Source organism: Billgrantia sulfidoxydans, assembly GCF_017868775.1.
GTDB classification, from domain to species: domain Bacteria; phylum Pseudomonadota; class Gammaproteobacteria; order Pseudomonadales; family Halomonadaceae; genus Halomonas; species Halomonas sulfidoxydans.
In genome coordinates this window covers 1,287,587-1,310,376 of the sequence record NZ_CP053381.1, presented here as the reverse complement: position 1 = coordinate 1,310,376, position 22,790 = coordinate 1,287,587, and the positions used below count along the sequence as shown (strand labels likewise).

General features: G+C 65.6%; 23 protein-coding genes. 9 read left to right on the top strand and 14 right to left on the bottom strand.

All coding sequences use genetic code 11. The features are described from left to right. Positions 1 to 97: 97 nt before the first annotated feature. The 6 genes from HNO51_RS06175 to HNO51_RS06150 all read left to right on the top strand — a co-directional run bounded on the left by HNO51_RS06175 (position 98) and on the right by HNO51_RS06150 (position 4,615). Entirely contained in the window at positions 98 to 718 is a 621-nt protein-coding gene (locus HNO51_RS06175) for a Spy/CpxP family protein refolding chaperone (protein ID WP_209538761.1), read from the top strand. A gap of 71 nt (positions 719 to 789) precedes the next feature. Continuing rightward, positions 790 to 3,291, top strand: a complete 2,502-nt coding sequence (locus HNO51_RS06170) for a heavy metal translocating P-type ATPase (RefSeq protein ID WP_197450162.1) — start codon at positions 790 to 792, stop codon at positions 3,289 to 3,291. Beyond that, the gene (locus HNO51_RS06165; RefSeq protein ID WP_197450161.1) at positions 3,288 to 3,551 is read left to right on the top strand and encodes a DUF2933 domain-containing protein; all 264 of its coding nucleotides are present in this window, start codon (positions 3,288 to 3,290) and stop codon (positions 3,549 to 3,551) included. Before HNO51_RS06170 ends, HNO51_RS06165 begins: the two co-directional genes overlap by 4 nt. Positions 3,552 to 3,629: 78 nt before the next feature. Next, positions 3,630 to 3,950, top strand: coding sequence for a hypothetical protein (locus HNO51_RS06160; protein WP_197450160.1), 321 nt, complete (start codon positions 3,630 to 3,632; stop codon positions 3,948 to 3,950). A gap of 72 nt (positions 3,951 to 4,022) precedes the next feature. Then, a complete protein-coding gene (locus tag HNO51_RS06155; RefSeq protein ID WP_197450159.1) occupies positions 4,023 to 4,175 on the top strand; it encodes a hypothetical protein in 153 nt (50 codons plus the stop codon). Further along, a complete protein-coding gene (locus tag HNO51_RS06150) occupies positions 4,172 to 4,615 on the top strand; it encodes a DUF411 domain-containing protein (protein WP_197450158.1) in 444 nt (147 codons plus the stop codon). Before HNO51_RS06155 ends, HNO51_RS06150 begins: the two co-directional genes overlap by 4 nt. Positions 4,616 to 4,684: 69 nt before the next feature. On the opposite strand, the gene HNO51_RS06145 is transcribed toward HNO51_RS06150, so the two are convergent. The 8 genes from HNO51_RS06145 to HNO51_RS06105 all read right to left on the bottom strand — a co-directional run bounded on the left by HNO51_RS06145 (position 4,685) and on the right by HNO51_RS06105 (position 12,418). Next, positions 4,685 to 5,398, bottom strand: a complete 714-nt coding sequence (locus tag HNO51_RS06145; protein WP_197450157.1) for a response regulator — start codon at positions 5,396 to 5,398, stop codon at positions 4,685 to 4,687. Continuing rightward, a complete protein-coding gene (locus tag HNO51_RS20960; RefSeq protein ID WP_242597216.1) occupies positions 5,388 to 7,376 on the bottom strand; it encodes an ATP-binding protein in 1,989 nt (662 codons plus the stop codon). The genes HNO51_RS06145 and HNO51_RS20960 overlap by 11 nt, the downstream gene beginning before the upstream one ends. A 15-nt stretch (positions 7,377 to 7,391) precedes the next feature. Next, positions 7,392 to 8,894 (bottom strand): Trk system potassium transporter TrkI, encoded by a 1,503-nt coding sequence (gene trkI / locus HNO51_RS06130; RefSeq protein ID WP_209538760.1) that lies wholly within the window; start codon positions 8,892 to 8,894, stop codon positions 7,392 to 7,394. A gap of 94 nt (positions 8,895 to 8,988) precedes the next feature. Next, a complete protein-coding gene (locus tag HNO51_RS06125) occupies positions 8,989 to 9,342 on the bottom strand; it encodes a DUF488 domain-containing protein (RefSeq protein ID WP_197450155.1) in 354 nt (117 codons plus the stop codon). A gap of 270 nt (positions 9,343 to 9,612) precedes the next feature. Beyond that, positions 9,613 to 10,071: a hypothetical protein gene (locus tag HNO51_RS06120; RefSeq protein WP_209538759.1), complete on the bottom strand. Its 459-nt coding sequence runs from the start codon at positions 10,069 to 10,071 to the stop codon at positions 9,613 to 9,615. 49 nt (positions 10,072 to 10,120) lie between these two features. Then, entirely contained in the window at positions 10,121 to 10,543 is a 423-nt protein-coding gene (locus tag HNO51_RS06115) for a protein tyrosine phosphatase family protein (protein WP_197450153.1), read from the bottom strand. Between the two features lie 33 nt (positions 10,544 to 10,576). Then, positions 10,577 to 11,476, bottom strand: coding sequence for an MBL fold metallo-hydrolase (locus HNO51_RS06110; protein ID WP_209538758.1), 900 nt, complete (start codon positions 11,474 to 11,476; stop codon positions 10,577 to 10,579). 87 nt (positions 11,477 to 11,563) lie between these two features. Further along, entirely contained in the window at positions 11,564 to 12,418 is an 855-nt protein-coding gene (locus HNO51_RS06105; RefSeq protein ID WP_197450151.1) for an MOSC domain-containing protein, read from the bottom strand. 138 nt (positions 12,419 to 12,556) lie between these two features. On the opposite strand from HNO51_RS06105, the gene HNO51_RS06100 reads away from it, so the two are divergent. The 3 genes from HNO51_RS06100 (at position 12,557) to HNO51_RS06090 (ending at position 14,698) form a co-directional block, all read left to right on the top strand. Further along, positions 12,557 to 12,937, top strand: a complete 381-nt coding sequence (locus tag HNO51_RS06100) for a Rieske (2Fe-2S) protein (RefSeq protein ID WP_197450150.1) — start codon at positions 12,557 to 12,559, stop codon at positions 12,935 to 12,937. A 115-nt stretch (positions 12,938 to 13,052) separates the two neighbouring features. Then, positions 13,053 to 13,934 carry a DMT family transporter gene (locus HNO51_RS06095; protein WP_209538757.1) on the top strand — a complete coding sequence of 294 codons (882 nt, stop codon included), beginning with the start codon at positions 13,053 to 13,055 and terminating at the stop codon, positions 13,932 to 13,934. Positions 13,935 to 14,113: 179 nt separating this feature from the next. Next, positions 14,114 to 14,698 carry a hypothetical protein gene (locus HNO51_RS06090; RefSeq protein WP_197450148.1) on the top strand — a complete coding sequence of 195 codons (585 nt, stop codon included), beginning with the start codon at positions 14,114 to 14,116 and terminating at the stop codon, positions 14,696 to 14,698. Positions 14,699 to 14,773: 75 nt separating this feature from the next. Here HNO51_RS06090 and HNO51_RS06085 read toward each other — a convergent pair whose 3' ends face one another. The 6 genes from HNO51_RS06085 to arcC all read right to left on the bottom strand — a co-directional run bounded on the left by HNO51_RS06085 (position 14,774) and on the right by arcC (position 22,768). Next, positions 14,774 to 15,547, bottom strand: a complete 774-nt coding sequence (locus HNO51_RS06085; RefSeq protein ID WP_209538756.1) for an enoyl-CoA hydratase-related protein — start codon at positions 15,545 to 15,547, stop codon at positions 14,774 to 14,776. A gap of 71 nt (positions 15,548 to 15,618) precedes the next feature. Then, positions 15,619 to 16,467 (bottom strand): 3-hydroxybutyryl-CoA dehydrogenase, encoded by an 849-nt coding sequence (locus HNO51_RS06080; protein ID WP_197450146.1) that lies wholly within the window; start codon positions 16,465 to 16,467, stop codon positions 15,619 to 15,621. Positions 16,468 to 16,480: 13 nt separating this feature from the next. Further along, positions 16,481 to 18,112, bottom strand: a complete 1,632-nt coding sequence (locus tag HNO51_RS06075; RefSeq protein WP_209538755.1) for an acyl-CoA synthetase — start codon at positions 18,110 to 18,112, stop codon at positions 16,481 to 16,483. An 86-nt stretch (positions 18,113 to 18,198) separates the two neighbouring features. Next, on the bottom strand, positions 18,199 to 19,980 hold the full coding sequence (locus HNO51_RS06070; RefSeq protein ID WP_209538754.1) for an acyl-CoA dehydrogenase: 1,782 nt from the start codon (positions 19,978 to 19,980) through the stop codon (positions 18,199 to 18,201). A gap of 192 nt (positions 19,981 to 20,172) precedes the next feature. Next, the gene (locus HNO51_RS06065) at positions 20,173 to 21,597 is read right to left on the bottom strand and encodes an MFS transporter (protein WP_197450143.1); all 1,425 of its coding nucleotides are present in this window, start codon (positions 21,595 to 21,597) and stop codon (positions 20,173 to 20,175) included. Positions 21,598 to 21,838: 241 nt separating this feature from the next. Further along, positions 21,839 to 22,768 carry a carbamate kinase gene (gene arcC, locus HNO51_RS06060; protein ID WP_197450142.1) on the bottom strand — a complete coding sequence of 310 codons (930 nt, stop codon included), beginning with the start codon at positions 22,766 to 22,768 and terminating at the stop codon, positions 21,839 to 21,841. Positions 22,769 to 22,790: the final 22 nt, after the last annotated feature.

Here is a 22,790-nt window from a genome sequence, read left to right as displayed (position 1 = left end):
CGCCGAGCAATGAGCCAGCACAATGGCGTCGGTTGTCGATCTCCCCATGGTTGCTACCGACGCCCCCTCTTGGGCGCATGCCCTCAAGGAGAGTGACATGATATCCCGACTTTCCCTCTGCTTCTGCCTCGGCCTGGCACTGGGCGCCATGGCAAGCGCCGCCACGGCTCAGGAGGTTAACTCCGGCACGGCAAGTGTCGACGTGGCAAGCCCCGGCATGATGAGCGGCGACATGGGTTCCGGCATGATGAGCGGCATGATGGGTGGCGGCATGATGGGTGGCGGCATGATGAGCGGCATGATGGGTGGCGGCATGATGAGCGGCATGATGGGTGGCGGCAGGATGAGCGGCATGATGGGTGGCGGCAGGATGCCCTGCCCCATGATGGGCGGAGGATCCAAGGGCGCCTTGCCCATGCTCGACCAGGCGCAGCGCAGCGAACTACGCGAGTTGATCCACGAGCATCGCCCTGCCCAGCTGCAGCGTCTGGGGCAACTGATGAACCTCCGCGACGACATGGCCGTCGCTCTGCAAGCCGAACGCCCCGAACTGGAAACCCTCCAGGCGCTTCATGCCCGGATGGCGGAGCTGCAAGGCGAGATGCTGACGGAAAGGGTACGTCTGCAGCACCGTCTTCAGGACCTCATGACCGAGGAGCAGCGGCAGCCGGCCGCGCCCGAGACGGTCGCGCCCGATGACCATGAAGCCCACCACTGACGGGCGGTGCCGTTGCGAGCCGGGTGGCTTGTAAGGGCCCCCGGAAAGCTTCATCTCCGGAGAGCATGGGAATGACTGTGACTTTGCGAAAGATAACCCTGACGGTACCCGGCATGGGCAGCGAACACTGTGCCGGCATCGTGCGCCAGACGCTCCAGCGCCAGTACGGCGTGGGGGAGGTCCAGACCAATATCGCCAGCCACCGGGTCAGTGTCAGCGTTGAGCCGGACGGACCCGATGGCAACGTCCTGAAAAGGGCCGTGGAGGGCGCCGGCTACGATGTTGCGGCGGTCAACGACGGCGCGAGCTCCCGACAGTTCCGCCTCACGGTGCCGGGCATGGGCTCGGACCACTGTGCCGGGATCATCCGGGATACGCTGAAAAGGCTCGACGGGGTCACCAGGATCGACACCAACATCGCCGGCCACCGGGTCAGCGTCACCATTGAGGCAGGCGGCCCGGATGGCAACCGGCTGAAGCAGGCCATCGAAGGTGCCGGCTACGACGTCGCCGCGGTGAGCGGGCAGGCCGAGGAAGATGGCGAGGCCGTTGCCGCCATCGAGGAAGGCTACCTGCGCCAGGCGCGCAAGCGGCTGTGGATCGCCGGCGTGCCTACCACGCTGATCATGATCCTGATGATGCCGCACATGTTCTGGCAGCCGATCCCCGGCTACCTGGCCATCGTCGCCCTGCTCGCCTTCCCGGTCGTCTTTCTCCATGGCGGTGCGGCCACCCATCGCTCGAGCTGGCGCTCGCTGAAGAATGGTACTTTCAACATGGACGTGCTGATCTCCATGGGCAGCCTGCCACCCTACCTGATCGGTCTGGTCGGCTTCGTCTACCCGATGACCTCGTTCATCGAGATGGCGGCCACCATCATGACCTTCCACCTGCTGGGGCGCTATCTCGAGGCACTGGCCAAGGGCCGTGCCTCCCAGGCCATTCGCCGCCTGCTCACCCTGGGCGCCAAGACGGCCCGGGTCGAGCGCGACGGCGAGGAGGTCGAGGTGCCGGTGAAGGAGCTCGAACCGGGCGACGTCATGATCGTGCGCCCGGGCGACAAGATTCCCACCGATGGCGACGTGGTCGATGGCGAGAGCCACCTCGACGAATCCATCGCTACCGGCGAATCGATACCGGTCTACAAGGGCCCCGGCGACAGCGTGATCGGCGCCACCATCAACAAGGAGGGGCGGCTACGGGTAAGGGCCACCCGGGTCGGTGGCGACACCTTCCTCTCCCAGGTGGTGCGCCTGATCGATCAGGCGCAGGGCTCGCGGGTGCCCATCCAGGAGTTCGCCGACCGCATGACCGGGCGCTTCGTGCCGGCAGTGCTGCTGATCTCACTGGCAAGCCTGGCCGCCTGGCTGCTGTTCCCCGATGTCCTGCGCCCGATCCTCGACTGGGGCGCAGGCTTCCTGCCCTGGGTCAACCCGGACGCCGGCACACCGGTGCTGGCGCTCATCGCCGCCATCGCCGTACTGGTCATCGCCTGCCCCTGTGCGCTGGGGCTGGCCACGCCGACGGCGCTGATGGTGGGCTCCGGCATCGGCGCCGAGCGCGGCATCCTGATCCGCTCCGGCGAGGCGATCCAGACCTTCAAGGACATCAAGGTCATGGTGCTCGACAAGACCGGGACCATTACTCGCGGCGAGCCGAAGCTGACCGAGGTGGTCACGGCGGCAGGGGTCGAAGAGAGGGAGCTGCTGACGCTGGCGGCAAGCGTCGAGAACGCCTCGGAGCACCCCATCGCCCGCGCCATCGTCGACGGGTCCGTCGAGCGCGGTATCAAGCCCGGTGAAGTCACCGAGTTCCGTTCCACCGGCGCCCGCGGTGTCTCCGGCAGAATCGATGGCAAGCAGGTGCTGATCGGCAACCGCCGGCTGCTCGAGGAGCAGGGCATCGAGGGACTGGAGGCGCTGGACGAGGCGATGCGCCGGCTCGAAGCCAAGGGGCGCACCGCCGTCATCGTCGCCGCCGATGGCCGGGCCACGGGCATCGTGGCGGTGGCCGACACGCTCAAGGAGGAGTCGGTCGAGGCTATCCGCGGCATGCATGCGCTCGGCCTGCACGTGGTGATGATCACCGGCGACAACGAGCGCGCCGCGCGAGCCGTGGCCGACGAGGTCGGCATCGACGAGGTCCAGGCCGGCGTGCTGCCGGAGGGCAAGGTCGATGCCATCCGCGCGCTGCAGCGCAAGCACGGCAATCACGTGGCCATGGTGGGCGACGGCATCAACGACGCCGCTGCCCTCAAGCAGGCCAACGTCGGTATCGCCATCGGTGCCGGTGCCGACGTGGCCATCGAGGCCGCCGACGTGACACTGGTGCGCGGCGAACTGAGCGGCGTGGTGGAGGCCATGCATCTTTCCCGCGCCACCTTCGGCAAGATCGTGCAGAACCTGCTCTGGGCCAGCGGCTACAACGTGGCCGCCATCCCCATGGCCGCCGCCGGCCTGCTCCACCCCATGATCGGCGTGATCGCCATGACCGCCAGCTCGCTGTCGGTGATCGGCAATTCGCTGCTGCTCAAGCGCCGTTATGCGCGCATCCACAAGGGAGACACGCCATGAACCGTCTTCGCTCCACTCCTCCCCTGCAGGAGGATCACGACCACGATGGGCCACGCTCGGCGGAACGGCCGCGGGGCGCCCGCTCGCGGGGGCTGCATGCCTGGATGATGCCGCTTTGCCTGGTGCTGATGGGGAGCGCCTTCCTGCTGCTCCTGTGGCGCGGCGAGACCGCCGGCGGCGCCTGGCTGCTGCTGCCCATGCTGCTGTGCCTGGGCATGCACCTGCTGATGCATCGCCACGACCACCACCGGGACGAATGATCCAGCGCCTTGCGCTGGATCATTGAAGGAGGCCACAGGATCGGTTTCAATGAGCAGGCAACATTGCGAGGACTATCCATGACGGATGTCGCCAGGCCGACCCACAGCAGACGCACTCCGGGAGCACGCTTCCTGGCGCTTCTGCTTGCCCTGCTGCTGGCGCTGAACAGCCTGTCGACTCACGCGGCCATGGATACCCATCAAGCCGATTGCGGCGTCGCCTCGTCCGTGCAGCAGTTCGACGACGACACCTCGGGCGACTCGCGCTGTTCGGCCTGCACCATGGTGCCCCACCTCGGCAGCCTGAGTGCCGTCGAGCCCCCCTTCCCGGCCGTCGCCCCGGCCTTGGCCATGGCCGACCACCGAATGCCGCCGCCGCGGCGGCCTCCGCGAGCCTGAGAACGCAAACGGGCGCCCGCCAGGCGCTGCCCGCGCACGACCAAACGTAAAGCGTTCTCAAGGAGACTCGCCATGACAACCGACTGCCTGGCCCTGATGGGCCACATGAGCTGGCTGGGCTGGCTGATGCCGCTGGCCGTACTCACTCTGCTGGGCCTCGGCATTGCCGCCCTGCTCAAGTATCTCTTTACCTCGACCAAGCCCTCTACCGGAGCACGCTCATGAACCGTCGCGCCACTTCCCTGCTGCTCACCGCCAGCCTGCTGATCGGTACCGCCTCGGCCGTTCACGCCGCCCTGCCCGAGGAGGCCACCCTGTACAAGAACCCGCAGTGCGGCTGCTGCGACGAGTACGCGCGCCAGCTCGAGGAACGCGGGGTCTCGGTCACCATCATCGACGACGAGGACCTGGGCAAGATCAAGCAGGAGGCCGGCCTGCCCTACGGACTGGGGTCCTGCCACACCATCCTGATGGGCGGCTACGCCATCGAGGGTCACGTACCCTTCGAAGCGGTGGAGCGGCTGTTCGAGGAGCGACCGAAGGTGGACGGCATCGGTCTGGCCGGCATGCCCATCGGTACGCCCGGCATGCCCGGGCCAAAGCGGGATGAGTGGAACGTCTATCAGTTCACCGACCAGGAGCCCATGCCGTTCATGACGCTGTGAAACCCTGCCGGGCGCCGGCCAAGGCCGGCGCCCGGCAGTTGAGGCCGTGCCGACAACCGACACGGCGACTCAGTGCTTCTCGACGGGTTCGACCAGCAGCCGGTAACCGATCCCCGCCTCGGTCTGCAGCAGTTGCGGAGACTGCGGGTCATCGCCCAGCTTGTGACGCAGCTTGCTGATGACGATACGCAGGTAGTGGGTGTCGTGGGTGTGGGAGAGGCCCCACACGTGCCGCAGCAGCTGGGTCTGGGTCACCACCCGGCCGGCATGGCGCGCCAGTTGGTCGAGCACGGCATACTCCTTGGGCGTGAGATGCACGGCGCCGCCCGCCAGCGTCACGCTGCGCGCCGCGAGATCGATCTCGAGCCCCGCTCGCCGCAGGCGTAGCGTACCCGGGCCGCTTCCTGCCGAGCTCTGCTGTCGCAGCAACGCGCGAATCCGCGCCAGCAGCTCCTGGATACCGAACGGCTTGGTGACGTAGTCGTTGGCGCCGGAATCCAGCGCGCGCACCTTCTCCGCCTCCTGCTCACGCACCGATACCACGATCACCGGCACCTGGCTGGCTCGGCGCAGTTCGTCGAGCACGTGCTGGCCGTCCATGTCCGGCAGCCCCAGGTCCAGCAGCACCAGATCCGGGGCCTGGGAAACGGCGAGCGTAAGCCCCTCCCTGCCCGTTGCCGCCTCGCTCACGGCGAAGTCCTGGGACACCAGGCTGATACGCAGGAAGCGGCGAATCTGCGGCTCGTCATCGATGACGAGGATGCGGCCTCGTTCAGTCGTCATCGCGGCTACGCTCCTCCTGCGCTGCCAGCGGCAGACGCATGACGATGGTCGTGCCCCTGCCATCGGGACCGGGCAGCGCTTCGACGCTCCCCCCGTGGGCGCCCAGCATGCCACGGCAGATGGCCAGGCCCAGGCCGCTGCCGTGCGGTCCGCGGTCACCCTCACCGCCGGTGATGAACATGTCGAACACCGCACCGCGCTGTGCCGGGGGGATACCCGGCCCTTCGTCGGTAATACGGACCTCCAGCCACTCGCGGGCCTCGTCGAGCCCGGCGCGGATTGTCACTCGACCGTTCGTCGGGGAGAAGCGCACGGCGTTGTCGATGACGTTGACCAGCGCTTGCTCGATCAGTGCCGGATGGACATAGAGCAGCGGCAGTCCGTCGGCCCCCTCGCGCTCGATGCGTACCGTTTCCAGCGTGGTGCCCAGCCGCTTCAGTGCGGCGGTCACCAGGTCGTCGAACGAGACCCAGTCACGCTCGAGCTTGAGGCTGCCATGGCCCAGCCGGGTCATGTCGAGCAGGTTTTGGATATAGCGGTCGAGGCGCTCGCTCTCGGCCAGGATGCCATCGAGCAGCTCGCGTCTGTCGGCGCGGCTGAGCTGCGGCTCGAGCTCTCTCAGCGAACTGGCCGAACCGATGATCGAGGCAAGTGGCGTGCGCAAGTCGTGCGATACCGATGACAGCAGTGCCGAACGCAATCGCTCGTTCTCTTCCGAGAGCCGCGAGGCACCCAGCTCGGCCACCAGGCGCGTGCGCTCCAGCGCCATGCCGAGCTGGCGCGTCAGGGTGGTGACCAGCGTCTCCTGGTCGGGGCCGAGCGGTCGCTCGCGCACGGCGAGCTCGAGCCCCACGATGCCCAGCACGCGTTCCTGTTCGACCAGCGGAATGAAGCGCCAGCGCAGCGCGCTCTGGGTGGCCGTGCCGGCGCCGCTCGGCTTGCGCTGCTGCCAGCTCCATACCGCGGCGGCCTCCTCCTGCGCGCCAAGCCGGGCATTGGGCGGAACTGCACTGCGCACCGCCAGGCCGGTCCCTTCACCGTCCTCGTCGAGAAACACCACCGGCACGCCCAGCCAGCGCTCCAGGGTGGTGATGCCGACGTCACGCACCTGCTCGCGGTCGGTGGCAACCGAGAGCGCACGGGAAAAGGTCAGCAACCTGTGGCTCTGCTCGCGACTGCTGCGCAGCGCCATCAGACGATGGCGGCCGCTGCCCGCAAGCTGCCCCACCACCACCGCTACCAGCAGGAAGAAGATCACGGTCAGCAGCTGTTCGCGTTCGACCATCGCCAGGGAGAACCGCGGCCGGGTGAACAGGAAGTTGAACGCAAGAAACCCGAGGGCAGCGGTGATCATGGCGGCACGGGTTCCCGCCAGGGTGGCACTGGCCAGCACCGCGGCGAGGAAGATCAGCGACAGGTTGGCCAGCTCCAGCCAGAACTCGAGCGCCCACGCCACGACCACGGCGACGAGAAAGCTACCGGCCACGACCCAGCCTTCGCGCCACCCGGGCGAATGGCGACGGCGAGCGGGGCGGAAGCGACGCCGCTGGCGGGCCTCGGCAACGACCACCAGATCATAGGTTCCCCCATAGCGCAGCAGCCGCTCCGCCAGCGGGCGACGCCAGATGCGCCAACCCGAAGGACGCGTGCGTCCCACCATCAGCGTGGCAACGCCCTGCTCCACGGCATACTCGTGCAGTTCGCGTGCGCGTCCCGCCCCCTGCAGAATGCGTACCTCGCCGCCCAGCCGATTCACCAGCGCCAGGACCTGGTCCAGCGCCAGCCGCTGCCTGGGCGCGCTGCGGCCGTCGTCCACGTGCACGGCCCACCATCGTATACCTTCACGCTGCGCGTAGCGGTGTGCCGCCCTGGCCAGAGCGGCATCCTCCTCACTCCTCCCGCCCAGGGCCACCAGCATTTGCGGTCGCCGCGAGTCTACCGGGGCGGGGCGGGACGCGTCCTGCGTCACTCGTTGCATCGGCACGCCTCCTGCCTATTTGCGCCAGAACATCGGCGTCAGCAGCACCAGCACCGTGAGGATCTCCAGCCTCCCGAGCAGCATGCCCACGCACAGCAGCCACTTCGCGGCGTCCGGCAGCGGGGCGAAGTTGCCGGCCGGCCCGATGATATCCCCCAGCCCCGGCCCCACGTTGGCCACGGCCGTGGCGGCTCCCGAGAGTGCCGTGGTGAAATCCAGCCCCATCAGCGCGAGTCCCAGTGCCAGCCCGGCAATGGTCAGGAAGAAGAAGAATGAGAATGCCACCACACCGCGCGTGATGTCGTCGGTGAGCGGCTGGCCGTTGTAGCGCGAAGCGAAGACGCCATGCGAGTGGACCAGGAAACGTAACTGGTTGCGCAACAGGATGGTCGCGACCTGGAAGCGAAAGATCTTCATGCCCCCGCTGGTGGAACCGCTGCAGCCGCCGACGAAGGTCAGGTAGAAGAAGGCCACATAGGCCAGTGATCCCCACAGACTGTAGTCGTCGGAAGCATACCCGGTGGTGGTCACCACCGAAATGACGTTGAAGGTGACGTGGGTCAGCGCCTCGAATGGCGGTGTGCCGAGCCAGACCAGCCACAGCGAGAGCACCAGGATGACCAGCGCCAGCAACAGCAGCAGACCCTGGACCTGCTGGTCACGCCAGAGCGCCGTTCGCGAGCCACGCAGCACGCGGATATAGAGCACGAAGGGCAGCGCCCCAAGCAGCATGAACAGCGACCCCAGCCACAGCAGGTGTGGCTGGCCGGCATACGCGCCGAAGGAGGCATCGGAGTTGGCGAAGCCCCCGGTGGCGAGCGACGTCATGCCGTGCACGACGGCATCCAACGGCGTCATGCCTCCCAGCCAGTAGGCCAGCATGGCGAGCAGGGTGAAGCCACAGTAGATACCGAGAGTGGCTTTGGCGATGCCTCCGGTGCGTGGCATGACCTTGTCTGACCAATCGGACGACTCGGTGTGGAACAGGCGCATCCCCCCGACCTTGAGGAACGGCAGGATGGCGATGCCCATGACGATGATGCCGATGCCGCCCAGCCACTGCATGATGCCCCGCCAGAGCTTCAGACCATCGGAGAGCGTATCGATTTTCGTCAGCACGGTGGAGCCGGTCGTGGTGATCGCCGAAACCGACTCGAACACGGCGTTGGTCGGTGACAACTGCGGCGCCCCCAGCACCAACGGCAGGCTGGCAAAGCCGCTGACAGTGACCCAGCTCAGGGTGGTCAGCACGAACATCTGCCACGGCTTGAGTTCGATCGGGGTGCGCAGCGTGGACAGCCACACCAGGCCAACCGCCGCCAGCACCAGCAGCATCGACAGCCCGAAGGCGCGGGCATCGGGATCTCGTTCGACGACCAGGACGATCCAAGGAACGGCCATGAAGATGGCCAATACCGCCCACAGGACGGAGATCACCTTCAGCACCGGCGACCAATTGCGCCAGTGGTACCTGAGCCGTAAGCCTAATCCATTCGCACCCTGAGCGGCGATACGCATTGGCTGATCCGTTATCTCTCTACCGAACGTCACGGTATGAAAGCACAGCCCAGCCTAAAAAAGCCGTAAAAATCACAACGCTTCGGCACGCTGTCTAGCGTCGCAGCATTTGCAGGTACTGCTTGAGTACCACGGCGTTGTTGTGCCGTTCGTCCTTCGAGCTGAAGACCAGCGTCACGCGTCCCTCTCGTGCGCGTTCCGCCAGTTCCCGCAGTGTGTCGCGCCGCGCCTTGAGTTCCGTCATGTAGCGACGGCGAAACTCCCCCCAACCCAGCCTGCCGTCATGGAATGACTGACGCAGCTCATCGCTCGGTGCGACCTCCTTGGGCCAGGCATCGATCCGGGCATCGGCCTTGGAGATGCCCCGGGGCCAGAGGCGATCGACAAGCACGCGATAGCCATCCTGGGACGAAGGCGGTTCGTAGGCTCGCTTGAGCGTGACATTCATCGCGACGCTCCCTTTGTCGTTGCCGCACGGTGCGACGAGGAAAGCGCTGAGGCAGCCAGCTGGGGCCAGCGGCAGCACAAGACGCCCCCTGCGCCCACGGCTTACAGGTTATGTAGTCAATTTCCTACAAAACGGAAGGAAAATGGATGACATTCTCAATGCTGGAATAGCGCTACCTTGAACGTACTCACGCCGGTTCTTGCACAGCAGTCGTGAGTCCCTTGCTTCTGCCCGCCACCACGGCGGGCTTCTTTTTTCCGGTGGGTTCGTTCAGTGGAGCGTCGCCAGCACACGTTGCACCTTTTCATCGTGGCTGAGCCCCTCAGTTTCATCCGCCAGGGCAAAGTCGCCGCGCAGCGCCTTGAGCGCATAGCGTTCGCGGTCTATCTCGGTCGAGGTGCGCACCCCCTGCTTGCGGAACAACACGATGGGTGGGCACCACCCCTGCAGGGCATGCTGAAGCAGAAAACCCGAGATGACGGCTGGAAACAGCAGCCAGCGCTTGTCGACGAAGGCACCCATGGCAACCCCCGCCAACCCCAGCGTCGCCGCATTGGCCTCCAGGGTACGCTCGATGTCCCACTCGGCATCCAGCTCACGTAGCCGGTTGCCTATCTCGTGAGGATGCTCGGCGAAATAGTAGATGCTGTCCTCTGTACGGAGCCGAATACGCTCATTCGCTTCTGCGGCGGTATTCTGCTCCACGCGTGAAGTGGTGGTTGGCAACATGCTCTTTCCTCCCTTTCCGTTTGCTTCGACTCCATTCCATTCTTTGCCGTCATGCTTGCTGTCGCGCCAGATCCTCGCGCAAAGGCCCAAGGTCGTAGCCTGCCGCTTCGGCAGATGCCTGCAACTCGGAAAGCGGCCAATGCGGTGCCTTGGACAGAGCCCACAAATGGGTCACTCGCATACCGGTGCGACAGAAGCCCACTACTGGGGAAGGAGCATCGTCAAGCGCACGGGCAAAGGCATCAATGTCCTGCTGCGAATATTCGCGCGGCTTGACGGGAATCTCCTTCCAGCACATGCCAAGCGCTTCCGCTTTGGTCTTGAGACGCTCCGGATCCGGCTGGGCATCCTCTTCGCCACGTGGCCGATTGGAGATGACGGTTCTGTAGCCTTGCTGAGCGAGCCTCTCGAGATCCTCCTCGGTTGGCTGAGCCATCACGCTGAGTCGATCATCCAATGGTTTGACGTCCATAAAGCAGGCCTCCTGTGCCAGTGTAGCGTGCGCCTATTCCCAGGCGGCGCCCGGCAGCGCATCGAGCGGTATCTTGAGGTAACGGCGGCCGTTCGTTTCAGGCTCGGGCAGGCTGCCGCCTCGTATGTTGACTTGCAGGGAATGCAGTATCAGCTTCGGCATGGGCAGTTGGGCATCGCGCTCGTTGCGCAGCGAGACGAATGCTTCCTCGGTCTGCCCCTCGGCCACGTGGGTGTTGGATGCCTTCTGTTCACACACCGTGCTTTCCCACTCCGGCTCGCGCCCTTCCGGCATGTAGTCGTGGCCGGTGAACAGGCGAGTAGCGTCCGGCAAGGCGAGTATCTGCTGGACCGACTGCCAGAGCTTACGGGCGTTACCACCCGGAAAGTCGGCCCTGGCGGTGCCTGAGTCCGGCTGGAAAAGCGTGTCGTGAACGAAGGCGGCATCGCCGATCACGTAGGTGATGGAGGCCATGGTATGGCCGGGCGAGAACAGCACGCGCCCCTCCGTTTCGCCGATGCGGAAGGTGTCGCCCTCGGCGAACAGCCGGTCCCACTGCCTGCCGTCGGCAGGAAAATCCGGCCAGTGGTAGAGCTCGCTCCACAGCTCCTGAACCTTCTTGACGTAAGTGCCGATGGCCGTGGGCGCACCGGTCCTGGCTTTCAGGTACTGGGCGGCGGAGAAGTGGTCGGCATGTGGATGGGTGTCGAGGATCCATTCCACTTCGAGGCCGTGTTGTTCCACGTACGCCAACAGCGCATCGGCATTCCTTGTGGCAGTCGCTCCCGATTTCTCTTCGAAGTCGAGTACCGGGTCGATGATGGCGCAGCGGCCTGTCGCCGTGTCGGTCACCACGTACTGGACACTGAAAGTGACAGGATCGAAGAAGCCCGCCACGCTTGGCGCTCCTGGGGATTCTCGACGTGTCTGCATGCTTCCTCCTGAACCAATGCAATAAAGTTATTACGTTAGTTCAAAAGGAGAGACAAGAAAGCCTGGGAAAAATAAACCCTACAAGTTTTAACACTCTGCGACCGGCGTCGCTTCGAGCCAATCCCCTACGGCAATGCGCTGTTCTGCTCCGTCCAGCAGCGTGGCGTTCTGGCCGAAGTACGCCCCGGGCCGCAATGGTTGGGTCTGCATCTGCATCAGGGTCTGCAGCGGCTCGCCGGGCACGTCGATGGTGCCGCGGGTCTGGTCGACGGTAGTGATCTTGCAGCGCTGGCACGGTTTGCGCAGCCCGAAGCGATAGTGCCCCTCCGTGGCGGCGACTTCGCGCCAGCCATCTTCGGCGAAGGCGGCAGCACCATCGACGACGATGTTGGGCCGGAAGCGGTTCATGGGCAGTGGCACCAATCCCTTCTCCTGCAAGGCGGTATTGAGGGCATCGAGCGAGGCTTGCGAGGCGATCAGGAAGGGGTAACCATCGGCGAAGGCGGTATGTGCCGCTTCGCCCTGCAGGTAGCGGGATTCCACCGGGCGCCGGTGGTCGTCGTCGAAGCGCACCAGACGCAGTGCGCTGCCGCGCAGGTCGCCAAGCACAGCGGTGAGCCAACGGCCCGCCTCCTCCCCTTCATCCAGCGCCTGGCAGGTATCGTCCCAGACGTAGGCCGTCAGCCGAGGCTGGTCGCGCCTTGCCAGTGCGATGGCCAACGGCTGCGCTTCGGGATGCTCCAGCACCAGCCAGTCGTCCTCGAGCCGGACCGTGACCCGTGCCATGCCCGGCATCTGGCGCTGGGTGACGAAGCGCCCCACCTGGTCGACCACCATCCAGTGGCGGTCGTAGGCCAGGCCACGCTCGCCCAGGGTGGCTCGTGCGAGCGAAATCCCACTCAGCGACTTGACCGGGTAGAGATTGAGTTCGGCAATTCTCACGTACAGTTCCTCTGTAGCACGTCCATTTTCCTTCCCAGCCGTCACGCCAGAGGGCCGCGTTCGCATTCCCGCTTGGCGCTGACAGATACGCCCTGATTGGCGACAATGGCGGCCCATCCCCCAACCAAGGCAGTCGTCATGACCCAGGCATGGCAGCAATATCGTAGCGCACCGGCGCCAGGCACGCGCCTCGTCCGACTCGATGACATCGCTCCCGGCGATACCTCCAGCCTGACGCTGCAGAGCGAGCGTGGCAGTTTTCCGCTGCTGCTGGTGCGTCTGGACGATGCCCTGTTCGGCTACGTCAACGCCTGCCCCCATCAGTTCCTGCCTCTCGACCAGCGCGGCAGGCGGGTGCTCAGCCAGGATGGTGAACAGCTGCGCTGCACCAACCACGATGCTACCTTCTCGGCCCGAAGCGGCGAAGGAACCGGCGGCCTGGGCCTCGGCTGCACGCTCGATCCGGTGCCGGTAAGCGTCGACGACAAGGGCTGGATCGTCGTTGGCACGTCTCCCTGACCAGCACGATCGCTGATATTTCACATCAATATTATTGATAAAAAACAGGCTATTCATAGACCAGCGACATGGTCTAGGCTCTTTATTCTCTCCACCTACCTGCCAAGGACGTCGCATGTCGCCGGCCGATTCCCTACGCCTGATCCTGCTCTCGACCCTATGGGGCATGTCGTTCATCTTCATGCGCGTGGCGGTGCCGGAATTCGGCCCGGTACCGCTGATCCTGGTGCGCATGGGTATCGGCTCGCTGCTGCTGCTGCCGCTGCTGTTCAGCCTGCGCTATCTCACGCTGGTGTGGGAGAACAAGGGCGGCCTGCTGCTGCTGGGGCTGGTCAACCACGTGCTGCCCTTCAGCCTGCTGGCAATGGCCACGGTGCGGCTCGAGGCGGGCTTCACCTCGCTGATCAACGCCACCACGCCGATCTTCACCGCCCTGCTCGGCGCGCTGTTCTTCACCACCCCGATACAGCGCCGGCAGTACCTGGGCCTGGCACTGGCCTTCTTCGGGGTCTATGTGCTCTCGGCAAACCGACTGGACTTCGCCCTGGGCGGTGACGGCTGGTTCATCCTCGCCGCCGTTGGCGCCACCTTCTGCTACGGCGTGGCGACCAACTACTCCAAGACCTACCTGTCGCACCTGCCGGTGCGGGTGCTGGCGGCCGGCAGCACCGCCATGTCGGCGCTGATCCTGCTGATCCCCGGCCTGTGGCTGTGGCCCAGCGAGCCGATCAGCGGCCTGGCCTGGGCCAACGGCCTGGGGCTGGCCATCTTCAGCACCACGCTCGCCTTCCTGCTCTACTTCGGGCTGATCTCGAGTGCCGGTGCCACCGCTACCTCGACGGTCACCTTCCTGGTGCCGGTCAGCGCCCTGCTGTGGGGCTACCTGCTGCTGGGCGAGAGGCTCAGCCTGCAGGTCATGGTCGGCATGGCCATCACCCTGGCGGGCACCGCCATCGCCACCGGGATGCTTCGCTGGCGGCGGCGAGAGATGGCATGAGACCGGCCTGAGCCTCGCTTCGCATTAGTTGAAATCAACCTCTCTGGGGCCGACGCTCTTGCTATGCTCCCATAGCGAACCGCACCCTTGACGCGGTCGCTCATGTGAGGACACGGGCAATGACAATAAGATACAAGAGCGCCCTTCTTCCAAGCCTGGTACTTGGAGGGGGCATCGTCATGGCGATTGCGGCACTAATCCAGGCAACAGCTGTATCAGCGGCCGAGCCGGTCGATGAACTTGATGAGACAGCCTTGGTCGGCGCCATACGCGTAGCCACGCAGCGCTTCGAGAACATAAATACCGCCTTGGCGGAGGGCTACGTGCCGGACCCGTCCGGTAGGTGCGTAAGCGCTGAGACGGAAGGATTGGACGCCGAACTGGGAGGCATGGGCTTGCACTACTTGCGCCCCGACCTGCTCGGCATTACGGCAACCCATCCTCGTGTCGATGGCAACGGCCTGCATACCGACTTCCACGCGCCGGCCATTCTGCTCTACGAGCCCCAGGAAGACGGAACAATGAAGCTTGTGGGTGTCGAAAATCTAGTGTTCCAGAAGGCCTGGCATGCCGCCGGCAACAGCGAACCCCCCGTCTTTGCCGGCCGCACATGGGATGCCATGGCCGACGATCCCGCCACAACGATCGACGAAGCGCACGGTTTCGAGCCGCACTACGATCAGCATGTCTGGTTCAATGATGACGGCACCCTTCACCTCGAGTCGTTCAATCCTCGAGTGAGCTGTACGCATCACCTTACCTGAGAGAGGCGCTTTGCCAACCAACAACGGCGGCGAGATACCTCGCCGCCGTCCTTGTCAGAACTGCTCGAGCATTCCTCAGAAATTCGGCTTGCGCTTCTCGACGAAGGCGCCCATGCCCTCCTTCTGCTCCCCCCCGGCGAAGCAGAACGCGAACAGCGCAGTCTCCAGCGCCAGGGCGCTGTCGAGGTCCTGGTCCATGCCGTCGTGCACCGCCTGCTTGGCGGCACGTACCGCCTGGGGGCCATTGCCGGCCAGCTGCTGCGTCAGCTCTTCGGCGTAGGCCTCGAGTTCGGCCTGGGGCATCACGCGGTTGACCAGGCCGATGCGCAGGGCCTCCTGGGCATCGATCTTGCGCCCGGTGGTGACCAGGTCGATCGCCATGGCCGGCCCGACCCGACGTGGCAGGCGCTGAGTGCCACCGAAGCCGGGAATCACCCCGAGCAGCACCTCGGGCTGGCCGAAGATGGCGTTGTCGCTGGCTACGGCCCAGTCGCAGGCCAGCGCCAGTTCGCAGCCGCCGCCAAGACAAAACCCGTTGACCAGGGCGACCACCGGCACCGGGAGGGTTTCCAGTCGCTTGATGGTGCGCAGGGCCTGGCTGGCGAAGGCGCGCGCTTCTTCCGGGGTCTTCTCGCGCATCTCGGTGATGTCGGCGCCGGCCACGAAGGATTTCTCGCCCGCCCCGGTGATCAGCACCGCGCGCAGGTCATTGCGCTGTTCGAGTTCGGTGAGCACCGCTTCCAGCTCGGTGAGTACGGCGCTGTTGAGGGCGTTCAGCGCCTTGGGGCGGTTGATGGTCAGGCGCACGACGCCGGCGTTGTCGACCACCTCGATCAGCTTCTCGCTCATGTGGGGCTCCTTGCTTGTTGTCTGGACGATACCGACCAACCCTAGCGAACGCTTGGTTGGTCGGCAATCCCTTATTCGTAGATGTGGAAGCCGCGACCCGTTTTCCGCCCCAGATAGCCGGCCGCGACCATGCGTCGGAGCAGCGGGCAGGGGCGATACTTGGGATCGCCGAAGCCCTCCTGCAGCACTTCCATGATCGCCAGACAGACGTCCAGGCCGATCAGGTCGGCAAGCGCCAGCGGCCCCATGGGGTGAGCGGCACCGAGCTTCATCGACTGGTCGATGTCCTCAGCGCTGGCGGCCCCCTCCTGGAGCAGGAATGCCGCCTCGTTGATCATCGGCACCAGCAGGCGGTTGACGGCGAAGCCCGGCGAGTCGGCGATGGCCACCGGCGTCTTGCCCAGTTGCCTGGCCAGCGCCTCGATGCGCGCCACGGTGGCGTCACTGGTCTGCTCGGCGCGGATCACCTCGACCAGCTTGAGCACCGGCACCGGGTTGAAGAAGTGCATGCCCACCACGCGCTCCGGGCGCTCGCACACCGCGGCGAGACGGGTCAGCGACAGCGACGAGGTGTTCGAGGCGAGTATCGCATCGTGGCTCAGGCGGCTCAGATCGCGGAACAGCTTCTCCTTCAGCGCCGGCTGCTCGGGAGCGGCCTCGATGATCACCTCGCAGCCACGCAGGGCCTCGAGCGAGGTGGTCAGCTCGAGACGCGCCATGGCCTCGCCCTTCTCGGCCTCGCCGAGCTTCTCCTTGGCCACCAGCTTGCCCAGCCCCTTGTCGATGGCGGCCTGGGCCCGGCCGAGCTGCTCGTCGGCCACGTCGTAGAGCTGCACGGGCAAGCCGCTCGCGACCAGCACCTGGGCGATGCCCTGCCCCATGGTGCCGGCACCGACCACCCCGATGGTTCGTTGGCTCATCGTGTCTCTCCCTTCAGTGCTTGCGCGCTTCTTCGCGCAGGACGAATTTCTGGATCTTGCCGGTGGAGGTCTTGGGCAGCTCGGTGAAGATCACCGTCTTGGGTACCTTGAAGCGCGCCAGATGCTGGCGGCAATGCTCGATGATGTCGGCTTCGGTGACCTCGCCGAAGCCCACCTTGAGCTTGACGAAAGCGCAGGGCGTTTCGCCCCACTTCTCGTCGGGCTTGGCCACCACCGCGGCCTCCTCCACCGCCGGATGCGAGTAGATGGCATCCTCCACTTCGATGGTGGAGATGTTCTCGCCGCCGGAGATGATGATGTCCTTGGAGCGGTCCTTGATCTCGATGTAGCCGTCCGGATGCCACACGGCGAGGTCGCCGGTGTGGTACCAGCCGCCCTCCAGCGCCTGCTCGGTGGCGGCCTCGTTCTTGAGGTAGCCCTTCATCACGTTGTTGCCGCGCATCAGGATCTCGCCGATGGTCTCGCCATCCTTGGGTACCGGTTCCAGGGTGCTGGGGTCGGCCACGCAGAGCGCTTCCAGCATGTGGTAGCGCACCCCCTGGCGCGCCTTGATCCGGACACGCTGCTCCAGCGGCAGCTCATCCCAGGCCTCGCGCCAGGCGCACACCGTCACCGGCCCGTAGACCTCGGTGAGGCCGTAGACGTGCGTCACCTCGATGCCGAGTTTCTCGACCCCGGCGATCACCGAGGCCGGTGGCGCGGCGCCGGCGGTGGTGACTTTCACCGGGTGATCGAACTCGCGCTTCTGCTCCGCCGGCAGGTTGACCAGGCCGTTGAGCACGATGGGCGCACCGCTGAAGTGGGTCACCTTTTCATCGGCGATCAGGTCCATGATCCGCTTGGGGTCGACCCTGCGCAGGCACACGCTGGTGCCGGCGTTGGCGGCGATGGTCCAGGGGAAGCACCAGCCGTTGCAGTGGAACATCGGCAGGGTCCAGAGGTAGACCGGATGGTGCGGCATGGCCCACTCGAGGATATTGCTCACCGCATTGAGGTAGGCGCCGCGGTGGTGGTAGACCACCCCCTTGGGCTTGCCGGTGGTGCCGGAGGTGTAGTTGAGCGAGATCGCCTGCCACTCGTCCTCGGGGAGCTGGTAGGCGTAGTCCGGATCGCCCTCGGCCAGCAGGGCCTCGTATTCCAGCTCACCGATATGGCGCGACTCGCCCTCGTACAGGGCATCGTCCACATCGACCACCAGCGGCTTGATGGCCAGCCGCGAGACGGCGTCCTCGATCACCCCGGCGAATTCCGGGTCGACCAGCACCGCCTGGGCTTCGCCGTGCTCGAGCATGTAGGCAATGGCCTCGGCGTCGAGGCGGATGTTGAGCGTGTTGAGCACGCAGCCGGCCAGCGGCACGCCGAAGTGCGCCTCGAACATGGCCGGTACGTTGGGCAGCATCACGGCCACCGTCTCGCCGGGCTTGATGCCGCGCTTCTCGAGCGCCGAAGCGAGCCGGCGACAACGCGCCCAGGTCTCGCTCCAGCTACGGCGGATATCGCCATGCACCACTGCCGGGTAGTCGGGATAGATGGACGCGCTACGCTCGATGAAGGTCAGCGGGGATAGCGGGACGAAGTTGGCCGGCGTCTTGGGCAGGTCCTGTTCGAAGATGCTGTCGTTCATGGTGGGCTCCGGGTGTGGTGTCGTTATTGTGCAGTGCTGGACGCGAGGGCACCGATCGGCAAGTCGACCGATCGCTGCCCGTTGCCTCAGGAGGCGGTGACCGGGAAGTTGATCAGGCTCTGCATGCCGGCCTCGATCACGCTGCGGTTGGCGCGACCGAGCGGCAGCCACTGGCGCAGGGCAAAGTCGGCGGCGGCCAGCTTGGCCCGATAGAAGGGCTCGCTGCTGCCTTCTGCCAGCGCGGCGCGGGCCTTGAGCGCCGCGCGCCCCATCTGCCAGGCACACAGTACGTGGCCGGCCAGCGTCAGGAACGGCGTGGCGTAGGCCTGAACGGCGTCCGGGCCGCTATCCGGATCGCGGCCCGCCTCCAGCACCAGGGCCATGGCGGCACGCAGGTCGGCGGCACCGGCTTCCAGGCTTTCGCCCAATGCGGCAAGCTCGCCGCTGTCACGCAGCTCACCGGCGGTAACCTCGACCTCGTCGATCAGCCCGCTCAGCGCCGCACCGCCATCGCGGGAGAGCTTGCGCCCGGCCAAGTCGAGGGCCTGGATGCCGTTGGTGCCCTCGTAGATCGGGGCGATACGGGCGTCGCGCAGCAGTTGGGCCGCGCCAGTCTCTTCGATATAGCCCATGCCGCCATGCACCTGCACGCCCAGCGAAGCGATTTCCACGGCCTGGTCGGTGGAGAACGCCTTGACCACCGGGATCAGCACGTCGACCCGCGCCTGGGCGGCCTCGCGCTCGGCGGCGTCGGCCGCATGGCGGGCCACGTCGAGCTGGGCGGCGCAGTAGAGCGCCAGTGCCCGCAGAGCATCGGTGCGGGCACGCATGGAGAGCAGCATGCGGCGTACGTCGAGGTGTTCGCTGATGGTGGCCTCGGTGCCGCGCGCCCTGCCCTGGACGCGGTCCAGCGCGTAGGCGAAGGCGTGCTGGCAGGCACGTTCGGCCACGCCGATGCCCTGCACGCCGACCTTGTGGCGCGCCTCGTTCATCATGGTGAACATGTGGTTGAGGCCACGCCCCTCCTCGCCTACCAGGTAGCCGATGGCGCCGTCGTTTTCACCGAAGCTCAGGGTGCAGGTGGGCGAGCCGTGAATGCCCAGCTTGTGCTCGATGGAGGCACAGGTAACGTCGTTGCGTTCGCCCAGCGAACCGTCGTCGTTGACCAGGAACTTAGGTACCAGGAACAGCGAGATGCCCTTGTTGCCCTCGGGGGCGTCGGGCTTGCGCGCCAGTACCAGGTGGATGATGTTCTCGCTGGCGTCGTGCTCGCCCCAGGTGATGAAGATCTTCTGCCCGAACAGGCGGTAATGATTGTCTTCAGGCACGGCGCGAGTACGCACCTTGGAGAGATCGGAGCCGGCCTGGGGCTCGGTGAGGTTCATGGTGCCGGTCCAGCTGCCCTCGACCAGCCTGGGCAGGTAGGTCGCCTTGAGCGCATCGCTGCCGTGGTGGGCCAGCGCCTCGATGGCCCCGGCGGTGAGCATCGGGCACAGCCCCAGCGCCATGTTGGCGCCGTGCAGCATCTCCTGCACGCTGCTCGCCACCACCTCGGGAAGCCCCTGGCCGCCCAGCGCTTGGGACACGCCGATGCCGTTCCAGCCACCCTCCACATAGGCTCGGTAGGCCTCGGCGAAACCGTCCGGCAGGGTCACGCCGCCATCCTCACGACGCACGCTGCCTTGCCGGTCGCCGCTGGCATTGAGCGGGGCCCAGGCCTCCCCGGCCAACTTGGCGGCTTCCTCCAGCACCGCCTCGACCAGGTCGGGACTGGCCTCGTCGAAGCCGGGCAGTGCGAGCGAGCGATGCTCGAGCAGTTCCTCGAGCACGAAGCGAAGGTCACGAACGGGGGCAATAAAGGGAGACATGGCACTACCTCAGGAAAATGATAACGGCGATAGTAGATTCCCTACTTTTCGTTAACCATTATCCCTAGGTCGCAGCCCCGAGGCCATGCTCATTTGGCACCTCCACGCAAAACAAAGCGCCCGATGCGAGGCATCGGGCGCTTCGGGAAAGCCAACAGCTCGAGAATAGACCACCAGGCCGCGAGAGCCCCCTCAGCGGCGGGCGTCGCTGTCAAGCGGCTCCTCGATTCGCTCGCACTCATCGCTCGGTGGCAGGTCGGTATCGTCGTCATCTTGATAGTAGACGATATGCGGCTCGTCCGGCGGCGGCGGGCCGACCAGGGGCTCAGCCACTTCGACTTCCGGCACGACATTGGAGAGGTCTTCCACGTACTCGTGCTCGATAGCGCCCTGCACCAGCTCCTCGGTCACGGTGAGCTCGGCGCCCGCAGGCGACATCGGCGTATTCGGAGCAAACGGCGCCACCGGCACCGGTGCCGGGCGCACGCTGCGCCGCCAGGCGAAGAAGCCCACCAGGAACACACCCATGCCACCGAAGGCCCAGAACAGACCGGCATCCCCCACCCAGGCCATCACCGGCGAGATCAGCGGCGGGCTGACCGTCGAGCCGATGGCGTTGATCAGCAGCAGCCCCTGGCTCATGCGCACCAGCGCACCGGCCGGGGCACGGTCGGCGGCGTGGCTCACCGCCACCGGGTAGAGCGCGAAGATGCCGCCCCCCAGCAGGAACAGCAACCCCGCCAGTAGCCAGGTCGAGAGCGGCAGCAGCAGCATGGCGACGGAGATGAAGGTGCAGAAGACGCCGATCATGATCAGCACGATCTGACGGTCGTGACGGTCGGACCAGCGCCCGATGGGATACTGCAGCAGCATGGCGCCAAGCACGACCACCGCCATCATCTGGCCTACCTGCGCCACCGAGAGTCCGATGCGCTGAAGATAGAGCGGCAGCAGGGTGTAGACCGCGGCCACCGCCAGGCCGGAGCCGAAGCTGCCCATCACGCCGGTGGGCGTGATGGTGATCAGGCGCATCGGCGACAGCGGCTCGGCATGATCGATCAGCGGCGACACCCGGGGGATCATCGCCATCGGCAACACCGACAGCGACGCCAGCATGCCGATCACCATGAACGGGGCGGTCTCGCCCATGGCATCGGTAACGCCGAGCAACAGCTGGCCGACGACCCCGGCGGCGTACAGCGAAATCATGTAGAGCGCCAGCAGCCTGCCGCGCACCTTCTGGTCGCCGGAGGTGAGCAGCCAGCTCTCGATGACCAGGTAGACCCCCACGGTGGCCCAGCCACCGATCAGGCGCAGCACGAACCAGGCCCAGGGCTCAAAGAACAGCGCCTGCAACAACACCGTGACCGCCACCAGCGAGGCGAAGCTACCATAGGCGCGAATATGGCCGATGCGCAGCAAAAGCCGGTCGTTGAGCATCGCCCCTAGCGCCAGGCCGATGAAGTACGCCGAGGAGACCCAGCCGATTACCACCGGCGACTCGCCGGCCGCGTCCAGCCGCAGGGTAATCAGCGTGGCCAGGAAGCCGTTGCCGATCCCCAGGATGAAGAGCCCCAGCAGGGGGGCCAGGGCCATGGCCAGCAGTTGCCGCGACATTTGCGCGCCTCTCGACAGCAGATGGAAATAAAGAAAGATGACAGAAAACACCGTGGAACGCTGCCCACTCCCACCTGTGCAGCGCTGAAATGAGGGCTACGGCTCGGACGGGGCGGCGCGAATCATACGCCCACCGCACACCAAGTCAATCGCTTTCATTGAACCAGTCAGAACAGCTGGAATATTATCTTGGCTAACACGATCAACTCGACAATTTTTCCTTTCGAACACACAGCCACGGCTAGCGATAGGTGAGTCCGACTGCAGCAACGCTCACCCGTGTCCCTCTCTGCCCTCTCACGATGGCCTCGATGTCGGCCAAGGTGCCGATCACCGCCTCGTTGCCGGTACGCCTGGCAAAACCACAAGCAGCTTCGACTTTGGGCCCCATCGAACCGGCAGCGAACTCGATCGCCTCCAAGGCGTCCGGATGTGCATTGGCGATGGCCTTGCGGCTCGGATCGCTCCAATCGACGTATGCCGCGTCGACATCGGTGGCGATGACCAGCAGGTCGGCTTGCAGTTGCTCGGCCAGCAGCGCCGAGCAAAGGTCCTTGTCGATCACCGCCTCGACTCCGCGCAGCTTGCGGTTCTCATCATAGACGGCAGGAATGCCTCCCCCGCCGGCGCAGATGACGATGGTGCCCTTCTCCAGCAGCCACCTTATCGGCCTGAGTTCAAAGATCCGCTTGGGGCGAGGGCTCGGCACGACCCGACGGAACCTGTCACCATCCGGCGCGATGCACCACCCTTTTTCCCTAGCCAAGCGTTCAGCTTCGTCCGCCGAGTAGACGGGGCCAATCGGCTTGCTGGGACGCTGAAAGGCAGGATCGTCGGGCTCGACCTCCACTTGCGTCAGCAGGGTGGCGAAAGGTACCTCGGCGGGCAAGCGGTTCCCGAGTTCCTGCTCGATCAGGTAGCCGATCATGCCTTCCGTTTCCGCACCCAACACATCCAGTGGATAGGGGGAAACAGCGGTATAGGCCGCTCCCTGCAATGCCAGCAGTCCTACCTGGGGCCCGTTCCCATGGGCGATGACCAGCTCATTGCCCGAAGCCACCTTGGCGATCTGCTCGCAGGCGACACCGATATTGGCGCGCTGGGCGTCAGCAGTCATGGGTTCGCCTCGGCGCAGCAGCGCATTGCCCCCAAGGGCAATCACGATACGCATGCCATCATCCTCCTTGACCTTT

Bases quoted from the DNA above. Each gene is read 5' to 3' on its own strand.
- HNO51_RS06175 (WP_209538761.1), top strand. From the start codon at position 98: ATGATATCCCGACTTTCCCTCTGCTTCTGCCTCGGCCTGGCACTGGGC.
- HNO51_RS06170 (WP_197450162.1), top strand. From the start codon at position 790: ATGACTGTGACTTTGCGAAAGATAACCCTGACGGTACCCGGCATGGGC.
- HNO51_RS06165 (WP_197450161.1), top strand. From the start codon at position 3,288: ATGAACCGTCTTCGCTCCACTCCTCCCCTGCAGGAGGATCACGACCAC.
- HNO51_RS06160 (WP_197450160.1), top strand. From the start codon at position 3,630: ATGACGGATGTCGCCAGGCCGACCCACAGCAGACGCACTCCGGGAGCA.
- HNO51_RS06155 (WP_197450159.1), top strand. From the start codon at position 4,023: ATGACAACCGACTGCCTGGCCCTGATGGGCCACATGAGCTGGCTGGGC.
- HNO51_RS06150 (WP_197450158.1), top strand. From the start codon at position 4,172: ATGAACCGTCGCGCCACTTCCCTGCTGCTCACCGCCAGCCTGCTGATC.
- HNO51_RS06145 (WP_197450157.1), bottom strand. From the start codon at position 5,398: ATGACGACTGAACGAGGCCGCATCCTCGTCATCGATGACGAGCCGCAG.
- HNO51_RS20960 (WP_242597216.1), bottom strand. From the start codon at position 7,376: ATGCAACGAGTGACGCAGGACGCGTCCCGCCCCGCCCCGGTAGACTCG.
- trkI (WP_209538760.1), bottom strand. From the start codon at position 8,894: ATGCGTATCGCCGCTCAGGGTGCGAATGGATTAGGCTTACGGCTCAGG.
- HNO51_RS06125 (WP_197450155.1), bottom strand. From the start codon at position 9,342: ATGAATGTCACGCTCAAGCGAGCCTACGAACCGCCTTCGTCCCAGGAT.
- HNO51_RS06120 (WP_209538759.1), bottom strand. From the start codon at position 10,071: ATGTTGCCAACCACCACTTCACGCGTGGAGCAGAATACCGCCGCAGAA.
- HNO51_RS06115 (WP_197450153.1), bottom strand. From the start codon at position 10,543: ATGGACGTCAAACCATTGGATGATCGACTCAGCGTGATGGCTCAGCCA.
- HNO51_RS06110 (WP_209538758.1), bottom strand. From the start codon at position 11,476: ATGCAGACACGTCGAGAATCCCCAGGAGCGCCAAGCGTGGCGGGCTTC.
- HNO51_RS06100 (WP_197450150.1), top strand. From the start codon at position 12,557: ATGACCCAGGCATGGCAGCAATATCGTAGCGCACCGGCGCCAGGCACG.
- HNO51_RS06095 (WP_209538757.1), top strand. From the start codon at position 13,053: ATGTCGCCGGCCGATTCCCTACGCCTGATCCTGCTCTCGACCCTATGG.
- HNO51_RS06090 (WP_197450148.1), top strand. From the start codon at position 14,114: ATGGCGATTGCGGCACTAATCCAGGCAACAGCTGTATCAGCGGCCGAG.
- HNO51_RS06085 (WP_209538756.1), bottom strand. From the start codon at position 15,547: ATGAGCGAGAAGCTGATCGAGGTGGTCGACAACGCCGGCGTCGTGCGC.
- HNO51_RS06080 (WP_197450146.1), bottom strand. From the start codon at position 16,467: ATGAGCCAACGAACCATCGGGGTGGTCGGTGCCGGCACCATGGGGCAG.
- HNO51_RS06075 (WP_209538755.1), bottom strand. From the start codon at position 18,112: ATGAACGACAGCATCTTCGAACAGGACCTGCCCAAGACGCCGGCCAAC.
- HNO51_RS06070 (WP_209538754.1), bottom strand. From the start codon at position 19,980: ATGTCTCCCTTTATTGCCCCCGTTCGTGACCTTCGCTTCGTGCTCGAG.
- HNO51_RS06065 (WP_197450143.1), bottom strand. From the start codon at position 21,597: ATGTCGCGGCAACTGCTGGCCATGGCCCTGGCCCCCCTGCTGGGGCTC.
- arcC (WP_197450142.1), bottom strand. From the start codon at position 22,768: ATGCGTATCGTGATTGCCCTTGGGGGCAATGCGCTGCTGCGCCGAGGC.